Origin of the sequence: Paenarthrobacter sp. CC6 (assembly GCF_040560085.1) — a bacterium.
GTDB lineage: Bacteria > Actinomycetota > Actinomycetes > Actinomycetales > Micrococcaceae > Arthrobacter > Arthrobacter nicotinovorans.
This window is the reverse complement of the sequence record NZ_JARDAN010000007.1, coordinates 157969-174521: the sequence shown is the minus strand read 5'-3', so window position 1 is coordinate 174521 and position 16553 is coordinate 157969. Positions and strand designations below refer to the sequence as shown.

The 16553-nt window shown below is 64.8% G+C and carries 18 protein-coding genes and 1 riboswitch; of the genes, 6 read left to right on the top strand and 12 right to left on the bottom strand.

What is annotated here, in order from left to right:
* Positions 1-32: 32 nt before the first annotated feature.
* Entirely contained in the window at positions 33-557 is a 525-nt protein-coding gene (gene soxR / locus PV760_RS07665; protein ID WP_193590066.1) for a redox-sensitive transcriptional activator SoxR, read from the bottom strand.
* Between soxR and PV760_RS07660 the strand changes: the two genes are divergently transcribed.
* Together PV760_RS07660 and PV760_RS07655 are read left to right on the top strand one after the other, a co-directional pair.
* Positions 556-1950, top strand: coding sequence for an MFS transporter (locus PV760_RS07660; protein WP_039243009.1), 1395 nt, complete (start codon positions 556-558; stop codon positions 1948-1950). The genes soxR and PV760_RS07660 overlap by 2 nt on opposite strands.
* 413 nt (positions 1951-2363) lie before the next feature.
* A complete protein-coding gene (locus PV760_RS07655) occupies positions 2364-4082 on the top strand; it encodes a DEAD/DEAH box helicase (protein ID WP_018778305.1) in 1719 nt (572 codons plus the stop codon).
* Between the two features lie 75 nt (positions 4083-4157).
* Here PV760_RS07655 and PV760_RS07650 read toward each other — a convergent pair whose 3' ends face one another.
* The 5 genes from PV760_RS07650 to PV760_RS07630 all read right to left on the bottom strand — a co-directional run bounded on the left by PV760_RS07650 (position 4158) and on the right by PV760_RS07630 (position 7486).
* The gene (locus tag PV760_RS07650; RefSeq protein ID WP_018778306.1) at positions 4158-4808 is read right to left on the bottom strand and encodes an MBL fold metallo-hydrolase; all 651 of its coding nucleotides are present in this window, start codon (positions 4806-4808) and stop codon (positions 4158-4160) included.
* A 4-nt stretch (positions 4809-4812) separates the two neighbouring features.
* Entirely contained in the window at positions 4813-5817 is a 1005-nt protein-coding gene (locus PV760_RS07645; RefSeq protein WP_354627490.1) for an aldo/keto reductase, read from the bottom strand.
* A gap of 197 nt (positions 5818-6014) precedes the next feature.
* Positions 6015-6389: a DMT family transporter gene (locus PV760_RS07640; protein WP_354627489.1), complete on the bottom strand. Its 375-nt coding sequence runs from the start codon at positions 6387-6389 to the stop codon at positions 6015-6017.
* 2 nt (positions 6390-6391) lie between these two features.
* Positions 6392-6706 carry a DMT family transporter gene (locus PV760_RS07635; RefSeq protein WP_064722538.1) on the bottom strand — a complete coding sequence of 105 codons (315 nt, stop codon included), beginning with the start codon at positions 6704-6706 and terminating at the stop codon, positions 6392-6394.
* Between the two features lie 9 nt (positions 6707-6715).
* Positions 6716-6781, bottom strand: a riboswitch (guanidine-III (ykkC-III) riboswitch).
* A 57-nt stretch (positions 6782-6838) separates the two neighbouring features.
* Entirely contained in the window at positions 6839-7486 is a 648-nt protein-coding gene (locus PV760_RS07630) for a HutD/Ves family protein (RefSeq protein ID WP_193590063.1), read from the bottom strand.
* Positions 7487-7584: 98 nt separating this feature from the next.
* On the opposite strand from PV760_RS07630, the gene PV760_RS07625 reads away from it, so the two are divergent.
* Positions 7585-8181, top strand: coding sequence for a phosphoribosylanthranilate isomerase (locus PV760_RS07625; protein WP_018778311.1), 597 nt, complete (start codon positions 7585-7587; stop codon positions 8179-8181).
* Positions 8182-8499: 318 nt separating this feature from the next.
* Positions 8500-8901, top strand: coding sequence for a YccF domain-containing protein (locus tag PV760_RS07620; RefSeq protein WP_018778312.1), 402 nt, complete (start codon positions 8500-8502; stop codon positions 8899-8901).
* A gap of 12 nt (positions 8902-8913) precedes the next feature.
* Here PV760_RS07620 and PV760_RS07615 read toward each other — a convergent pair whose 3' ends face one another.
* The 6 genes from PV760_RS07615 to PV760_RS07590 all read right to left on the bottom strand — a co-directional run bounded on the left by PV760_RS07615 (position 8914) and on the right by PV760_RS07590 (position 15135).
* Positions 8914-10572 carry a sialidase family protein gene (locus tag PV760_RS07615; protein WP_354627488.1) on the bottom strand — a complete coding sequence of 553 codons (1659 nt, stop codon included), beginning with the start codon at positions 10570-10572 and terminating at the stop codon, positions 8914-8916.
* A gap of 9 nt (positions 10573-10581) precedes the next feature.
* Positions 10582-11358: a 2-phosphosulfolactate phosphatase gene (locus tag PV760_RS07610; RefSeq protein ID WP_354627487.1), complete on the bottom strand. Its 777-nt coding sequence runs from the start codon at positions 11356-11358 to the stop codon at positions 10582-10584.
* Positions 11355-12224, bottom strand: a complete 870-nt coding sequence (locus tag PV760_RS07605; RefSeq protein WP_193590059.1) for a DUF4031 domain-containing protein — start codon at positions 12222-12224, stop codon at positions 11355-11357. Before PV760_RS07605 ends, PV760_RS07610 begins: the two co-directional genes overlap by 4 nt.
* Positions 12225-12342: 118 nt before the next feature.
* Positions 12343-13224, bottom strand: coding sequence for a hypothetical protein (locus tag PV760_RS07600; protein ID WP_354627486.1), 882 nt, complete (start codon positions 13222-13224; stop codon positions 12343-12345).
* Between the two features lie 88 nt (positions 13225-13312).
* Positions 13313-13963 carry a response regulator gene (locus tag PV760_RS07595; RefSeq protein ID WP_354627485.1) on the bottom strand — a complete coding sequence of 217 codons (651 nt, stop codon included), beginning with the start codon at positions 13961-13963 and terminating at the stop codon, positions 13313-13315.
* On the bottom strand, positions 13960-15135 hold the full coding sequence (locus tag PV760_RS07590) for a sensor histidine kinase (RefSeq protein WP_018778318.1): 1176 nt from the start codon (positions 15133-15135) through the stop codon (positions 13960-13962). The genes PV760_RS07595 and PV760_RS07590 overlap by 4 nt, the downstream gene beginning before the upstream one ends.
* A 203-nt stretch (positions 15136-15338) precedes the next feature.
* Between PV760_RS07590 and PV760_RS07585 the strand changes: the two genes are divergently transcribed.
* Both PV760_RS07585 and modA read left to right on the top strand, forming a co-directional pair.
* Positions 15339-15749, top strand: a complete 411-nt coding sequence (locus tag PV760_RS07585; RefSeq protein WP_018778319.1) for a TOBE domain-containing protein — start codon at positions 15339-15341, stop codon at positions 15747-15749.
* Complete coding sequence (gene modA, locus PV760_RS07580) at positions 15746-16552, top strand: molybdate ABC transporter substrate-binding protein (RefSeq protein WP_354627484.1); 807 nt, start codon at positions 15746-15748, stop codon at positions 16550-16552. Before PV760_RS07585 ends, modA begins: the two co-directional genes overlap by 4 nt.
* The last annotated feature ends 1 nt before the right edge of the window (position 16553 follow it).

The window sequence follows — 16553 nt, the reverse complement described above, 5'->3', positions numbered from 1 at the left end:
CGGCAGGCAGTTTTGCCCCGCAGTCAGTTTGGCTAGTCCGGCAGCATCCACCGTTGTGCCCCCGCGCCCGACGCACCGAGTTCGTCCGACGGGTTCTGCAGCGTGCACGATTTCAAGCTCAGGCAACCGCAGCCAATGCAGCCGTCGAGGTCGTTGCGCAGGTGCTGCAAGGCTGCGATCCGTTGGTCGAGTTCCTCCCGCCAGCGCAACGACAACCTGCTCCAATCCCTCTTGGTGGGCGTGCGTCCTTCGGGCAACGAGTTCAGCGCCTCCCGGATGTCCCTAAGCGGCAGTCCCACCCGTTGCGAGGTCTTGATGAACGCGACGCGCCGGAGTGTGTCACGCCGGTACCGCCGTTGGTTGCCTGCTGTCCGCTCGGCTTCGATAAGCCCGTTGCGTTCGTAGAAATGAAGGGCCGACGGCGACACTCCGCTGCGCTCGGAGAGCTCACCAATGGTCAGTGGCCGGTGGGCGGGGGCGGTGGGCATGGACCTTCTTCCGGTAGGGGTGTGCTGGATTGACCTCAACATTAGTTGAGGTTCTAGGCTGGCGTCCATGACCTCAGACACCTCAACGGCCGGAATCCTGGGCCGCCCCTACCTCCTTGCCACCGTGGGGGCCTGCGCGCTGGTATTCCTCAGCGCGTTCGAGTCCCTCGCAGTGACAACCATCATGCCGCTCGTGAGCCGGGACCTGGACGGAGCCAGCCTCTACGCGCTTGCCTTCGCCGGACCACTGGCTACTGGCGTGATGGGTATGGTGGCGGCCGGCAACTGGTCCGACCGTCGGGGTCCGGCGGCGCCCCTGTACTCCTCGGTGGCACTGTTCGTTGCCGGCCTGCTGATCGCCGGCATGGCCGGAACCATGGAGATCCTGGTGCTCGGGCGCTTGGTACAGGGTCTGGGCGGCGGCGCGATGACCGTTGCCCTCTACGTGCTGGTGGCCCGTGTGTACCCACCCGAGCTGCACCCGAAAATCTTCGCCGCCTTCGCCGCGTCCTGGGTGGTTCCGTCGCTCGTTGGTCCGTTCGCCGCAGGTGTCGTGGCCCAGCTGAGCAGCTGGCACTGGGTCTTCCTGGGTGTCGTGGGCCTGGTGGTGCCAGCGCTGCTGATGGTGGTGCCGGCAGTCCGGGGCATGTCGTCCGAGCCTCCCGCCGAAACGGTTCCGTGGGCTTTCGGGCGCATGGGATGGGCGGCGCTCGCAGCTGTTGCCGTCCTCGGCCTGAACCTCTCCGCTGAGGTGCCGGGAGTTGGTGGGGTGATTGCCGTCGTCGCGCTGGTCCTTGCCGTGGTGGCTGTCCGGCCGCTGGTGCCGCGCGGGACACTGACCGCCCGGCGGGGACTGCCCAGTGTGATCCTGGTCCGGGGCCTGGCGTCGGCGGCATTCTTCGGAGCCGAGGTCTACCTGCCGTACCTCCTGACCGAACGCTATTCATTCACGCCCACGTTTGCCGGGCTGACCCTGACCGGTGCGGCACTGGCCTGGGCCGGGGCGTCGGCGATCCAGGGGCGGCTTGGCACCCGCTTGGCTGATGACCTCGCCATCAAGATCGGCGCCTCGCTGGTGCTGGTGGCCATTGTCCTCACCCTCGTGACGGCCGCGCTGGCGCTGTCCGCCGCCGTTGCCATTGGCGGGTGGATCCTTGCCGGCGGCGGGATGGGACTGATGTACCCGCGCTTGTCCGTCATGACGTTGGCGCTGTCCACCGAGGAGAACCAGGGCTTCAACAGTGCGGCCATGTCCATCTCCGACTCCCTAGGCGGTGCGCTGTCCCTCGCCGCTACAGGACTGGTCTTTGCGGCATTCACGACGACGAACCCGTTTGCGGCGGTCTTCGCACTTACGGCGGTGATCGCCGTCGTCGGGGTTCTGATGGCGCCGAGGGTCGCCGCCCGCGCGGCCGCAACCAAGTCCCCGAACGCCGAACCGGAGCTCTCGCACCACGCCTGACCCGTTGTGGGGCCCGCTTTGCGCGCTTTGCAGGCCCGGAAGCACGCATAGCAGGCCCCGCAACGCTGGGCAGGTTAGTTGTGGGGCCCGCTTTGCGCGCTTTGCACGCCCGGAAGCACGCATAGCAGGCCCCGCAACGCCGGGCGATGCAAGGTTCCACCCCCATCACTGCTAAGCTAGGAACACTTGATGTGCGGTGACGCCCTGAAGCAGGTGGCCTGAAAGGCTGCGCGACGGGGCATTTTTCATGTGAGAGGCACATCCTGCGTCGATGAACGCGTTCTATTTGGTCCCGGCCACCGCTGTTGCAGCGAACCGGTAGACCACCTGACTTTTCCTCGGCGAACCCCTGGCCCAACCGGCGTCGGGGGCCGATGTCCGCAACTGGACACCGCCCGAAAGACATGAAGTTTATGACTACTTTTGCTGCCCTTGGCACGCCCAAGGCCATTGCTGATTCCCTCGCTGCAGACGGCATCGAAGAGGCATTCCCCATCCAAGTGAAGACCCTCCCGGACACCCTCGCAGGCCGCGACGTCCTGGGCCGTGGCCGCACCGGCTCCGGCAAGACCATCGCTTTCGCCATCCCGCTCGTGGCCCGCTTGGCCGAGCGCGAAGCCAAGCATTTCCGCAAGCCCGGTCGCCCCATGGGCTTGGTCCTTGCACCGACGCGTGAACTGGCAACCCAGATCAACGCCACCATCGAACCGCTGGCCAAGGCCATGGGCCTGAACACCACGGTCATCTACGGCGGCATCTCCCAGGCACGCCAGGAGAAGGCGCTGCGCGCCGGCGTCGACATCGTCATCGCCTGCCCGGGCCGTCTCGAAGACCTGATCCGCCAGCGCATCCTGACCCTCGAAGCCGTTGAGGTCACCGTGCTGGACGAGGCCGACCACATGGCCGACCTCGGCTTCCTCCCGGTGGTCAAGAAGCTCATGGACATGACCCCCACCCAGGGTCAGCGCCTGCTCTTCTCCGCGACGCTGGACAACGGTGTTGACAAGCTGGTCAACCGTTACCTGTCCAACCCGCTGACACACTCCGTGGACGATCCCCAGGCCGCTGTCACTACCATGGAACACCACGTCCTGGTGGTCAACGACCAGACCGTCAAGAAGCAGCTCATTGTTGAATTGGCCTCCGGCGCCGGCCGCCGCGTCCTCTTCATGCGGACCAAGCACCACGCCCGCAAGCTTGCCAAGACCCTCACCGACGCCGGCATCCCCGCCGTCGACCTGCATGGCAACCTGTCGCAGAACGCCCGCGACCGCAACCTTGCCGAGTTCTCCAACGGTGACGTCCGCGTCCTGGTGGCAACCGACGTCGCAGCCCGCGGCGTGCACGTTGACGACGTCGAACTCGTCATCCACGTGGACCCGCCCACAGAGCACAAGGCATACCTGCACCGCTCCGGCCGTACGGCCCGCGCAGGTTCCGATGGCACCGTGGTCACGCTGACCCTTCCGGAGCAGCAGAGCGACGTCAAGAAGCTCATGAAGGCTGCCGGCGTCGACGTTTCGTTTGAGCGCGTCACTGCCAACTCTCCGTTGGTTGCCGACCTCGTTGGCGAAATCGCCGACAAGGTCGATCCCCGCACCCGTGCAGCACTCCTCGCGGCGAAAGCCCCGCAGGGTGGCGGCACGTCCACCGGCGCGAACGCACAGCGCAAGCGTGCACGCCGTTCCACACAGGCTGCTCCCACGGCCGGCGGCCGTGGTGGTCGCAACGGACGTGGCAAGGTCGCGGCTGAGCCGGTTCGCACCGACGTCAACCGCGCCGAGCGTCGCGCAGCAATGAACGACGACGTCGCCCGCAGCTCACGTGGCCGCGGCAAGTCCGGTGCCACTCACCGCAACGACGTCCCGGGCTCGCAGGGCCAGGGCGGCCGCAGTGGTCGTCCGGCTACCGGCCAGCGCGCAGCTTCGGCTCCTCGCACGGCATCCACCACCTCTACGCGTACCGGTGGGAACAAGGCCGTATGGTCCTCCGCTACGGGCGCTACGTCCGGTGGATCCTACGGTTCGGGTTCCGGCAACTCCGGTCGCGGTGGATCCGGCGCAGGCCGTCCGGCACGCAGCGGTCCCCGCCGCGCGTCGGCTCCTGCTTCGAACGAGCGCCGCGGCCGCTAACCTCCCGTTGTGAGGCCCGCTCTACGCGCTTTCCGGAAGGAATGGAGCGCAGAGCAGGCCCCGCAACTCCAGGTGCTACCAGCCCCGGGCGCGCCACTCCTCAAGGTGTGGCCGCTCGGCTCCGAGGGTCGTGGGCAGTCCATGGCCCGGGTGCACCAGGGTATCGTCCGGATAGGCGTCGAACAGTCGTTCCGACACGTCGTTCAACAGAGAAGTGAAGCGTGCAGGATCTTTCTGTGTGTTGCCGACGCCTCCCGGAAACAGCGAGTCTCCACTGAAAATGTGGGCCGGCCCGTCCGGATCCTGGTACACGAAGGCGATCGAGCCAGGGGTATGTCCACGCAGGTGGACCGCCGTGAGCTCGATGTCGTCGAACCGCTCAACGTCGCCGTGACCAAGCCGGACATCCACCGGAACCGGCAACGCATCGGCGTCGTCCGCTCCCGCTGACGTGGTGGCCCCGGTGACTTCCACCAGCTCCGCCAGCGCACGGACGTGATCCCAGTGCTGGTGGGTGGTTGCTATCCGGACCAGCTTGGTGGGCTCGGCCGAATCGCCCGCGGACTCCGACAGAAGCTGCTGGATGGCTGGAAGGTCGTCGGCGGCGTCGATCAACACCTGCGCCCCTGTGGACTTTGACGTCAACAGGTACACGTTGTTGTTCATCTCGCTGACCGAAATGCTGCGAATGGTGACGTCACGTAGTGAGTGAATAAGCGAATCCATTCGTTCAGCCTACGTTCTTGGCTTCGCGGCCCTGCGAGACCCAATTGGGGTCGGCGGAGCGTGAACCCACGACGGCGGCAGCGGCTTGGTCGAGCACCTCAAGGTGCGCTGTTCCCAGTTGCAGGGACAGTGCGCCGAGATTCTCGTCGATCCGGTACGTCCTGCGCGTGCCGGGGATGGGGACCACCGAAATCCCGAGGCGCTGACCTTGGGCGAAAAGCCAAGCCAGGGCTACCTGGGCAGGAGTTGCATCCAGCCCACTGGCTACCTCGCGAACCGCGGCTACAACGGCCTGGTTTGCATCAAGTGCCTCGTCGCCAAAACGGGGGATCTTATGGCGGAAGTCATTTTCGCCAAGATCGCCCGCGCTGACGGTTCCCGTAAGGAACCCACGGCCCAGCGGCGAATACGGCACAAACCCTACGCCAAGCTCCTTGGCTGCAGGAACAACGTTGAGCTCAACATCCCTGCTCCAGATTGACCATTCACTCTGGACCGCGGCAATGGGATGGACGGCGTTGGCCTGCCTGAGCTCCTCGGCTGTCACTTCCGACAAGCCGAGGTGCCGGACCTTGCCCTCACGGACCAGCTCCGCCATTGCCTCCACGGTTTCCACTATCGGAACGCGGAGGTCACGGCGATGCATGTAGTAGAGGTCAATGACGTCAGTGTCCAAGCGGCGGAGGCTCGCTTCCGCCGCTTGCCTGACGTACGGTGCATCCCCGCGGACTCCCGTGTATCCGTCCGCGGGGTTGCCCTCAATTCCAAACTTCGTGGCTACCTGGATCTCGTCGCGGCGCTCCTTCAGGAGCCTGCCCACGAGTTCCTCGTTGCTGCCCGCGCCATACACATCTGCGGTGTCGATGAACGTGATGCCCGCGTCCACGGCGTGCCTGAGTGTTTGCAGGCCTTCCTCTGGGTCGATCCCGCCATAGACAGGGGTCAGGGCCATTCCGCCGAAACCGAGGGGGCTGACCGTGAAGCCATCTCCGAGCTGAACTGCAGTCATGAACGTCTCCAATGCGTGTTTGGGTGCTCTTGAAGGCGTGAACCCGATGGCGCGCTGGGGTATTCCTGCGATTTCTGCGAGCACCGCCTGGCCTCGCGTGGCCTTGCCTGGCTGATTCGATGGTTCGCTGCACAGTGTGCCGTGCGAGCGGCATGGTGTGCAGCGAACCATCGAAACAGGGTGCCAGGGAGCGGGCGCTACTCGGGCTTGGCTACAGCTTTCTCTGCGGGCAGCGCCTTCAAGCCGGCGGCACAGCCCACGATTCCTGCGATGAACAGCAGTTTCAGGGGGCTTGCCGATTCGACGCCCGTGATCATGGCCCAGCCAACGGTCAGCGCCGCGCCGATACCCACCCATACCGCGTAAGCAGTGCCAAGGGGGATGCGCTTCACCGCGATACCCAGTCCCAGCATGCTCAATACTGCGGTGACCGCGAAGACCAGTGTGGGCATGAGTTGCGTGAAGCCATTGGAGAGCCCCAAAGCGGTGGCCCACACGGCTTCGAGGAGCGCCGACGCCAGGAGGATGGCCCAGAAGATTCCGTTACCGGTGTTCTTGGTTTTTATTGTCATGGCTATGCCACCACCTTCAGGCCGACCACGCATGCGCCGATGCCGGCAAGCAGAAGCAGCCGGGCCGTCGTCGCGCGTTCAACTTTGGTGACCATCGCGTAAGCCGCGGTGAGCACCACACCCACCCCCACCCACACGGCGTAGGCCGTGCCCGTTGGGATGGATTGCATTGCGATTGCCAGCCCGCCCATGCTCGCAATGACTGCGACCAGGAAAACGACTGTTGGGACGGGTTTACGGAAGCCCTTGGAACGGTGCAGAGCTGCGGCCCAGACGGCCTCGAGTGCACCGGAAAGAATGAGAATTATCCACGACATGACATTTCCTTTGGCCAGTCTTGTCGCGTGCCGGGTACTGAACCGTCGTCCGGAGGTTCCAGAGCGGAACCTTCATTTCAGGCTAGCAACTCCGGCGCGGGGTGGCCACTTCTGGTGGTTAACGTCACCAGCTCAGGCGTCAGCCGGCTCCACATGGTCGATCGAGATCACTGCGATAAAGCCCCGCCCGGAGATCTCAGGGCTGCGGGTATCCGAACCCACGACGGCGTCATAGCGAGCCAACTCGACGGGTTCCCCGGGGCTGGTTGCCGGAGCGCCGCCGTCGGACTTTTCCTCAGCAGCCGGCTCTTCCTCGACTCCGGCGCCGGGCGCAACTGTCGCCTTGCCCTCCAGCAGAACAGCCAACTGCCCCTCGAATACCGGGTGAGCCCGTTTCTTGGAGATCTCAACGATCGACGTGTAGCCCTTGAACGCGCCTTCGCGGGCGATGACGTTCAAGTCACGGATATCGCCGGTGGGGAGAGTCGCCGAGGATGCGGCCTCGCCGGAGAAACGGAACGGACGGTATTTCTCGAGCGGGTGCTCGGAGCCGTCCACGGTGAGGAGCAGCAGTTCGCCGTCGATGATGGTGATGACCCGCTCCATGCCCGGGAAAACGGAGAATTCTCCGGCTTTGGAGACGTCGGCGATGCTGACACGCCAATCCCAGGCACCGTCCTGCGCAGAGGCTGCCTGCGGGTGGCTCGCGAGTTCGCGCGTCACCCCGCCGCCATTGCGCCACGGTTCGGGACGGATGTCAGCAAAACGGATAATCTCCATCCGACCAGCCTAATGGTGGACGCAGGTTCTCCGATGGCAACGCGGCTTGCTAACGTCATATGTGGAAAACGTTGTTCGGGTAGTGAGGGAGGCGCTGGATGTTCGTCAAAGTATGCGGCTTGAGCACGCCCGAATCAGTACGTGAAGCCGTCGACGCCGGTGCTGACGCCGTCGGTTTCGTCCTCACCACCAGCCCGCGGGAGGTCAGCCCGGACCAGGTTCGTATTCTGCTCCCGCTGGTGCCCGCCGGGGTTCATGCCGTGGGCGTTTTCCGGCATGAAGCCGCCGCCGATGCCGTAGCGACGGCCCGCGCGTCAGGACTTTCGTGGGTGCAGCTGCACGGTCGCCGTACTGCGGACGACGTCAAAACAGTGCACGACGCCGGCATGCGGCTCATCCGGGCCGTCACCATGGGTGCCTCCCAGGACGAGTTCGCGGATCTGGGTGAAGACGTGTTCCTGATCGACGCCGCAGTGCCGGGGTCGGGGGAGTCCTGGGACTACGCCTCAGTGCGTGACAAGGGGCTCGAGAGCCGGGCGTGGTTGCTCGCCGGTGGTCTGGAACCCGGCAACGTGGCCTTCGCCGCAGCCGCTGCCGGCGCTTGGGGAGTGGACGTTTCCTCCGGTGTCGAGTCTTCGCGGGGTGTGAAGGACCTGGCTAAGATCCGCGCCTTCGTCACAGCCGCCAAAGCCTGACCCTCCCTCACATCCCTAGGGTTTCAACCGGATCCTTCCTCACGTCCCGCGTGTTTCGGCCGGACGCTTCTTTACGTTCCGGGTGTTTCAACCCGATCCTTCTTCACTTCCCGGTGTTTCGGCCGGACGATTCCTCACATCCAGGGCGCTTCGGTAGGGGTGTGAGTGAGGGTTGGTGGGAAGTGCGTGGGGTGTGGAAGAGGGGTGGGGGGGAAGCTATAGGGATGTGAGCGAGCGTCGGGTTGGGCGGCTGAAGTCAGGGAAGATTCAGGGCAGACCCCTAGGCATTTTGTCAGCCCCGCAGGAGAGAATGAGGACATGAAAACGATCCTTAACGTCATCTGGCTTGTCTTCGGCGGGTTCTGGTTGGCCCTGGGCTACTTCGCGGCAGGCATTATTTGCTGCGTGCTCATCGTGACCATTCCTTGGGGCATCGCTTCGTTCCGGATCGGGGCGTACTGCTTGTGGCCCTTCGGGCGGATGGTGGTTGAGAAGCCGGGCGGCACAGGGGTCTTCGCGCTCCTGGGCAACGTCATCTGGTTGCTGGTGGCGGGTATCTGGATTGCCATCGGCCATGTGGTTACGGCGTTTGCCATGGCCATCACCATCATTGGGATTCCGCTGGCCATCGCCAACCTGAAGTTGATCCCGGTGTCGCTGATGCCGCTCGGCAAGCAGATTGTGCCCACCAACCAGCCGTTCGTCAGCACCTACCGCTAAGGTGCGGCCCCGCTAGGACGCAACAACCGCCCCGGTGCGCAGATCGAAACGGAACGTCCGCTCCACACGCACGCTCCCGCCGTCGGCCTCCACCGTGAAGGCGAGTTCCAGCGTGCTGTGCTCGAGGTCCGACGCCGTAATGGTGTAGGTCGGCGTGAAGTAGAGGACATGCTCGCCGGGTAACAGGTCCGCGGGCGGGAAACCGCCCGCGTTCTGGTGCGGTCCGCGAAGTACGACGCCGGCAGCCGGCTCAGTGCCTCCGTTGCGGACCCGTCCGGTGAAGGCAAGGATGTCCCCGGCTTTGTAGCCGGGGACGATGGGTCCGTAGTTGAGATCCTGGGCTTCCCGGGTGCCGAGAACCTGGTCTCCGGCGTAGCCCTGCCCGATTTCTTTCCACGTTTGGACATCCCATTGGCCGTCGCTGTTGGACGGGATCACGTGGAAGTCGCCGGCGTTCTGCCACACGGCGGGCCGGCCTGGGGTGATGGACCGCAGTTCCATGTCGAAGACCAGGCCTGTGGGCCCAGGCATAACCCGGGGTGAAGCGGAGAGTTGCCCCGCCAGCTGCTCGGCAGGAATGGACGCGAACACAATCTCCCGGTATCCCTGCCGTTCATAGAGAACCCCGATATTCCCGTTCGGCAGCCGCGCCACGGTGGAGTAGGCCGAGCTTCCCGGGCACAGAAGCAGCTTTGCCGGCCAGGTGGCGCCGTTGTCGGGGGAGAGACTCAGCATGGTGTTCCGACGCAGATGCGGGTCCTGGTTGTTGCTCGCCAGCAGCCAGGATGAAGTCTCCGGCGCCGCGAAGGTACCATGCGGCTGACCATCGAAGCGCGTCAGGGACCCGTTGTCGCTGGGATCCGGCAAATCCGGAACAGGCTGCAGCGGGCTCCACGTTTGGCCGCCGTCCTCGGACACTGCAGCCAAGCGGCAAGGCGTGGCCCGCGAATGCAGGAGCAACCGGCCATCGTCCAAGCACACTACTTTGTTCTCGTTCGGCCCCACGCCTGAGGTACCCGGACCGATCAGCTCGCCCAAAGTCCATGTCTCACCATGATCGTCGCTGAACGCAGACGCGGCCGTGATGGCACCGTCCACCAGCAACACAAACTGTTGCACCAGCCGGCCCGCAAAAGGTCCGGTGTGGATCTGGATGCCCTGTCCGGCGGCGGCGAACAGGCCAGTGACAGCGCCGTGCTTAAGCTGCGCGGTGAGCCGGCGGTGCTGCCAGGTGTCGCCGTCGTCGTCGGAGAAGCTGACGTCCGCGTGCTGCACGTCGTCATCCGGCTCCAATCCGGCAACTGCTTCAAAGAAACCTGCGTGGGTCCCGGCGGCATGGAACATGAAGATGCGCCCGGTGTCGGAGTCCACCAGCAGGCTGGGATCGCCGAAGCCGTGGAGTCCCGAACCGGTGCGAACCAGCTGCTGTGGCTCCCACGTGACTCCGTTGTCGTAGCTGCGGCGCAGGAGGAGATCGATGGGATTGGGGAGGTCGTCCAGGTTGGGCCTGCCGTCATAGGCGGCTAGAAGAGTGCCCCGGGTGCTGATAGCAAGGGCAGGGATGCGGTATTGCCGGTAGCCGCCCACGCCGCGCACAGCCAGGACGTGCTCTACATCGGGGACGGCTAGGGGAACCGATGAGCGGGAAGGGTCCAAGAGGTAGGAGGTCACACCTCTATGCTAGCTGGACGCCAACACTCCCCGATAGGCACCGTCCTGCAAGAGAGCAATTGCGGAACCTGCGTCCAGCTCCGCCGCGATGACGACATCACCCGCAAAACCGGCGTCGATCAGTTCCCGGCCACTGGAACATCCCCGCAGAGTGCCCGCAAGATGCGGTTCCGCAGCATCGAAGGCGGCAGCAGCAGCGGCCGCTTCCGGGGAAAAATTGTGACGCCCGGCAGCCGCGAGCCCGGCAATGAACGCCCCGGCTCCAAGCTCGTCCTCCAAAGCCGGTCGCAGGCTACCGTTGCCCCATTTCTCACCCGCAGCGATGACGGCAATAACGGCACCATGAGGCAGTGTGGCCTGCACCCAATCGGCCGTGGCAGCGGCGTTGCGGAGTGAAACGGCCACCACCTGACGGGCTGAACCGGCCAATTCATGGCTGATGGTGGACCCGTTGGGGGAGGGCAGAACGACCCGGTCGAGTACCGGCGCAGCACTGAGGCTCACGGGCGACAAGCTCAGCCCTTCCGAACCCCGCGGCCCCGCCAATGCAGCCCCGTGGCGGGCCGCGAACTCGCTTGCACCCGCGTCCCTCAGCGGATAGGGAAACACCACCGCCCCGCGATCCACCGCGACGCTCACGCACGTGGTGAACGACGTGACGTCAACCACCACCGCAAGGTCAGCTCCGGGCACAACTGCACGGGCGCCGTCGAGCCCCCATTCAAACCGGACCGAGTACGGGAGCTGCCGCTGCGGCGCTCCGGGTTCGCTGGGCACGCCGCTCACGCGAGTTCGCCCGCTAGGTTCCGGCGGGCGGCGTCGAGCCAGAGGCCCTTGGCCCGTTCGCTGTGGAACAGCGGGTCCAGGCTTAGCAGATGGCGTACGACGGCGGCGCGACCCTTCGCGAAGTCATCGTCGCTGACGTGGGCGTAGTCTTCGCGGACGGCGGCCAGGTAACGTGCGTAGGCCTGTTCGTCGCCGCCAAGGACAGAGAGGTCGGCGTCGCAGAGGAGGGCGCCGGCATGGTCACCGGGCTCAGGGGAGTGGGTGGAAGTGAGCCTGACGAGCCGGGCCACCTCGGCCACATCGGCAGCGGCGAGGCCAGCAGCCGTGAGCCGGTCCTCGGCCAGGATGGCTGAGTCTTCCTCATCCTGACCAGCAACACCTTCATAAACGGCGTCGTGAAACCAAGCCGCCAAGGAGACGGTCCGTGCAGGCAGGGCGGGTTCTGTCAGAGTGTCCAGGGCTTCAAGAACTGCCAGGAGGTGTGTGCGGCTGTGGTATTTCCTGCCGTCCTCACCCCACCGCTCCAACAGCTCCAGGCCCAGCTCCTCATGGCCGGGGAAGATACTGTTCCAACGCTCCATCAACGGAACTGTCAAAGCTTTACTCCGTTCCCGCGCGGGAATGCGCAGGCCGCTGGCGATGAGTTTGCGGACCAGGATTCTGGCCTCCACGGGGATTGCGCCGGCGAGCACGAGGTCGTCGTAGCGGCGCTCCGGGACGTCATAGTGGTCCCCGTCGAAGGCCCTCTCCGGAACCCCGGCGGCAGCCGCGAACGCATGGAGCTCATCCAGCGACGTGTCCGAGACCAGATGCGAAAAAACTGTCCCGTGCGCGGGCCACAGGGGCGGATCGACGTAGATGGCCATGGCCAAAGTGTAGTCCCGGGCGATCCCTCCCAGTCGCCGGACGGGATGCCTGCAAAGAGGCTTCCGGTCACGGCAGCGGGGAAGGAACGCACCGGTGGGACATCATCTGTGGCGCCGACTATCCCAACAACAGCCGGGCACGCTCTGCAGCATCGTGGCGTATCTGCTTAACCGCGGCCACCTCCGTCTCCAGTTCCTTCATGCGCGTGGTCAAGTACTTGTCCAACACCGTGGTGATCTTCGCGTCGAATCCGGTGCTTTCGCGGCAGCCCGCATCGGTGACAGCGATCTTCAGTTCTTTCTGGCCGCCGGCGTCCAGTCCCGCAGAGACCGCTTCGCCCGGGTGGCTGTAGGGGAAGGCCGTTGTGGACATGCATTCTTTCCAGGAGTCGACGGCGGTCTGGATCCCGGCGTCCTGGCCTGCAGCGTTGGTGGCGACCATCAGGGAGTTGAAAGCCAATGCGGTGGCCCTCATGTAGTTGTCGGCAGTCCCATAGATGGCGGTGATGCCCTCGGCTTTGCAGCCTCCCCACAGCATCCCCGTACCTGCTGAGGACTGGACTATGTTCTGTTCAGGCGAGCCACTGCCGTTGAGGGCCTGCTGAAAAGCGGGATCGGCCATGAGTTTGCCGAGGTCGGAGTCCGGGGCGGGCTCGCCCGGTCCCTTGGGCTTGGTTGAGGCGTATCCCGAAGCCCGTGCAGTCTCAACGCTGAGCGTATCGAAGCCTACGCGCTGTTTGAGATCCACGGATTGCTGTCCTGCGGAAACCGGTGTGTAGTCGTATCCAGCCTTGGCCATGCACCGACGCACGGCTTCGGCCACCCCGTTTTCGGCCGCGGAATCCGCGGACGCGAACTGCTCGGCTGCCAGAGTCACGCCGGACACCGGATGCTCCGCAGGTTTGGTCAGCATGGAGGAGACTCCTGGCGTGGCGGCGGCAGCCAATGTCGCGGCAGCCCCGGCAGTAAGAATCAGTACCCCAATGGTTTTCTTTTTCATCGTTTCTCCTCTGGACGAATTATGGTCGGTTTTTGGCAATGCGGTGGCCGGCCCTGGTGTTCCAGGGCCTGGTTTGGAGGGTGACGATCTAGCCGATCAGCCTGTTTTGGTACGCGAAGGCAACCAGCTGGATCCGGTTTTTGAGTTTGAGCTTGGACAGGATGTTCCCGATGTGGGATTTCACCGTGGCGTCGCTGAGAACCAGGGACGCGGCGATCTCCCCGTTGGCCAGGCCTTTGGCGGCCAGCATGAAGACATCGTGCTCCCGGGCTGACAGGGGTTCCAGGACTGCCGTGTTGGACTCTGCGGGAGTGGTGTAGTCCCTGAGTAGTTCATTCGTAGCCGAAGGAGCCATGACCGCGTGCCCGGCGTGAACGGTGCGGATGGTGGCGAGCAGGAATTCCGGTGTCGCATCCTTGGTGAGGAAACCGCCGGCGCCGGCTTGGATGGCGCGCACCACGGCTTCGTCGTGCTGGATGGTGGTGAGCACAATGACCTTTGTACGGCCGCTGCTTTCGGTGATGTGGCGCGTGGCGGTGATCCCGTCCATGACCGGCATCCGGATGTCCATCAGTATCACGTCCGGTCCGACGTCCGCCGCGAGGGCAACAGCCTGCTCACCGTCAGTGGCTTCGCCTACCAGGTCCAGGTCAGGCTGGCTGCCAAGGATCATCTTCAAACCAGCGCTGAACAGGGGTTGATCGTCAACCAATGCGACGCGGATCGGGGTGTCGTTCATGGCAGGATTGCCTCCACTTCGAAGAGTTGGCCGTTGGTGACCGTAGTGAGCCGCCCGCCCGCCGCCGTCGCGCGTTCACGCATACCCGGGATGCCGCGGCCGGTTCCCGACGGCGGCAGTTCAGTCCCGCCGTCGGCCAGCCTTGAGCGGATCTTCAGACGCAGGCCGCGGGGTTCGCGGGCAACCGTCACCACTGCGCCGGCCTCGCGGTCCCCATGTTTGAACGCATTCGTCAGGCTTTCCTGGACGATTCTGTAGACGGTGAGGTCCTCTACCGGGGAGAGGCCCTCCAGCCCGGCCGTGTGCAGCTCGACAGGCATCCCGCTGCTCTCCAGGCGTTCGGCCAGGGCCGGCAATTCCGAGGTTCCGGGCGCGGGGCCCTCCAGTTCCGAGCCGAAACTTTGCACGAGCCGCCGGGTTTCCTGCAGTGCGCTCCTTGCCGAAGACGCAATGACGTTGGCCGCCTCCTCCACCAGTTCCGGCTCAGTCCGGTGGACGTAGCGGATCCCTTCCGCCTGGGCTGTGATGACGGCGAGGGAATGCGCAAGGACGTCATGCAGCTCCCGGGCGATCCTGTTGCGCTCTTGTTCGATCACCAAGGCGCCCGCCGTTGATTCGAGCCGGGACTCCGCCTGTTCCTTCGCCATCCGGTTGGCAACGGCCTGCCGGACCGACGCAGCGGCAGCCCATCCAGCGAGGTTGAGGGCCGAGAATGAGGCGAACACCAGGAAGGCGTACACAGCAATGCGGAAGGGGCTCGCTTCGGTCAGCTGTTTGCCGAAAACAAAGTTGATCCACGCGGTGTCGGCGAACCAGTTCACGGTGACCAGCCCGGCTGCGGTCACGGCCGCAACGGGCAGTGGCCACCGCTGCGGTTCTTTCCAACCGAGAGTGGCGAAAAAGAAGAGCACCGGCAAGCACACATAAGGCGTGGCGCCGGACAGCATCACGCTCGGGAAGATGCCAAACGCCTGGAAGCCCAAGGCAGCGAAGGCGAAGACGATGGCGGGAACGGGGACCAGTTCGGCGGCTGCAACCGCAGCCGTGAGGGCGACCAGGACCGCGCTCGCCGAATCGAAACTGCGTTCCTCCAGGACCATGAGTGCCACGAGCATGCCAAGGCCTGCCAAGGGTGCGGCGGCGGGGCGGAGGGCCTGGATTCTCGGTGACATGCTTCAACCCTAGGGTGAGCGGTCCGGGCTCGGGCCCCGTTTGGCCCTGGTTCATCCGAACGGGGGAGCAAGTTCGTCCGAGGTACTGAGAGGCGCGACATGCCGATGGGGGTGCGGCGGCGCGCGCCCCCAAAGCACAGTCATATTGCGTTTGCGGAGTAGAACGGCCCTTGTGTACGCATTTACGGAACTACACTGTTTCTATGCCGCAAATACGAATTTCCGAAGCCGCCCGCTTCCTCGGTGTCAGTGACGACACCGTGAGGCGTTGGACAGAGAACGGGACGCTCACTCCGCAGAAGGATCCTGCTGGCCGATTGGCGGTTGATGGCCTGGAACTCGCGACTTTGGCGCGCAGCCAGTCCCACCTTCCGGACGACCCCTCCCGTTCCGGAAGTTCAGCGCGGAACCGCTTCGTCGGCCTGGTTACCGGCATCACCGCAGACAAGGTCATGGCCCAGGTGGAGCTCCAGTGTGGCCCGTTCCGCGTGGTGTCCCTCATGAGCAGCGAGGCCGTGCGGGAACTCGGCCTTGAGCTCGGTTCGGTGGCCACAGCGGTAGTCAAGGCCACCACGGTGATCATCGAAACGCCCCAGGGAAAGAGCATCATATGAAGACCCTCCGCATGAAGAAGAGCATCCTGGGCATCTCCGTAGCCGTGGGATTGGCTGGGGCCCTCACTGCCTGTGGCACCACGGCCCCCGCTGCGGCCCCATCGAGCACCAACAGCACGTCCCAGTTGAGCGGGACAGTGACCGTCTTCGCGGCGGCCTCGCTGAAGTCCACGTTCACCCAGCTGGCCAAGGATTTCGAAGCCAGGAACCCAGGCACCAAAGTGAACCTGAGCTTCGCGGGCTCCTCCGATCTCGTCACGCAGATAACCCAGGGGGCCCCGGCCGATGTGTTCGCCTCGGCTGACACCAAGAACATGGCCAAGCTCTCCGACGCAAACCTCGTGGACGGCACTGCCACCAACTTCGCCACGAACGTCCTTGAGATCGCCGTCCCACCCGGCAACCCGGCGTCGATCGCGTCCTTCGCGGATTTGGCCAAAGCGGACGTCAAGGTGGTCACCTGCGCCAGCCAGGTTCCCTGCGGCGCGGCAACGGACACGGTTGAGAAGGCCAGCGGCATAACGTTGAGCCCCGTCAGCGAGGAATCCTCGGTGACCGACGTGCTCGGCAAGGTCACCTCGGGCGAGGCCGACGCCGGCTTGGTCTACGTCACGGACGTGAAGGGAGCCGGCGACAAGGTCAAAGGCATTCCGTTCGCTGAATCGGACAAGGCGGTCAACACGTACCCGATCGCCACGGTAGGCTCCAGCAAGAACAAGGCGCTGGCAGCGGCTTTCGTGGCCGCAGTGACCAGCGACAAGGGCAGGAAGGTTCTGGGAGACGCCGGTTTCGGCGCACCGTAAG

What these genes read in the sequence shown, in the direction of transcription:
- PV760_RS07635 (WP_064722538.1), bottom strand. Translation starts at nt 6,706, where the DNA reads ATGTCGTGGATAATTCTCATTCTTTCCGGTGCACTCGAGGCCGTCTGG.
- PV760_RS07645 (WP_354627490.1), bottom strand. Translation starts at nt 5,817, where the DNA reads ATGACTGCAGTTCAGCTCGGAGATGGCTTCACGGTCAGCCCCCTCGGT.
- PV760_RS07640 (WP_354627489.1), bottom strand. Translation starts at nt 6,389, where the DNA reads ATGACAATAAAAACCAAGAACACCGGTAACGGAATCTTCTGGGCCATC.
- PV760_RS07600 (WP_354627486.1), bottom strand. Translation starts at nt 13,224, where the DNA reads ATGAAAAAGAAAACCATTGGGGTACTGATTCTTACTGCCGGGGCTGCC.
- soxR (WP_193590066.1), bottom strand. Translation starts at nt 557, where the DNA reads ATGGACGCCAGCCTAGAACCTCAACTAATGTTGAGGTCAATCCAGCAC.
- PV760_RS07620 (WP_018778312.1), top strand. Translation starts at nt 8,500, where the DNA reads ATGAAAACGATCCTTAACGTCATCTGGCTTGTCTTCGGCGGGTTCTGG.
- PV760_RS07650 (WP_018778306.1), bottom strand. Translation starts at nt 4,808, where the DNA reads ATGGATTCGCTTATTCACTCACTACGTGACGTCACCATTCGCAGCATT.
- PV760_RS07590 (WP_018778318.1), bottom strand. Translation starts at nt 15,135, where the DNA reads ATGTCACCGAGAATCCAGGCCCTCCGCCCCGCCGCCGCACCCTTGGCA.
- PV760_RS07605 (WP_193590059.1), bottom strand. Translation starts at nt 12,224, where the DNA reads ATGGCCATCTACGTCGATCCGCCCCTGTGGCCCGCGCACGGGACAGTT.
- PV760_RS07630 (WP_193590063.1), bottom strand. Translation starts at nt 7,486, where the DNA reads ATGGAGATTATCCGTTTTGCTGACATCCGTCCCGAACCGTGGCGCAAT.
- PV760_RS07660 (WP_039243009.1), top strand. Translation starts at nt 556, where the DNA reads ATGACCTCAGACACCTCAACGGCCGGAATCCTGGGCCGCCCCTACCTC.
- PV760_RS07655 (WP_018778305.1), top strand. Translation starts at nt 2,364, where the DNA reads ATGACTACTTTTGCTGCCCTTGGCACGCCCAAGGCCATTGCTGATTCC.
- PV760_RS07595 (WP_354627485.1), bottom strand. Translation starts at nt 13,963, where the DNA reads ATGAACGACACCCCGATCCGCGTCGCATTGGTTGACGATCAACCCCTG.
- modA (WP_354627484.1), top strand. Translation starts at nt 15,746, where the DNA reads ATGAAGACCCTCCGCATGAAGAAGAGCATCCTGGGCATCTCCGTAGCC.
- PV760_RS07625 (WP_018778311.1), top strand. Translation starts at nt 7,585, where the DNA reads ATGTTCGTCAAAGTATGCGGCTTGAGCACGCCCGAATCAGTACGTGAA.
- PV760_RS07585 (WP_018778319.1), top strand. Translation starts at nt 15,339, where the DNA reads ATGCCGCAAATACGAATTTCCGAAGCCGCCCGCTTCCTCGGTGTCAGT.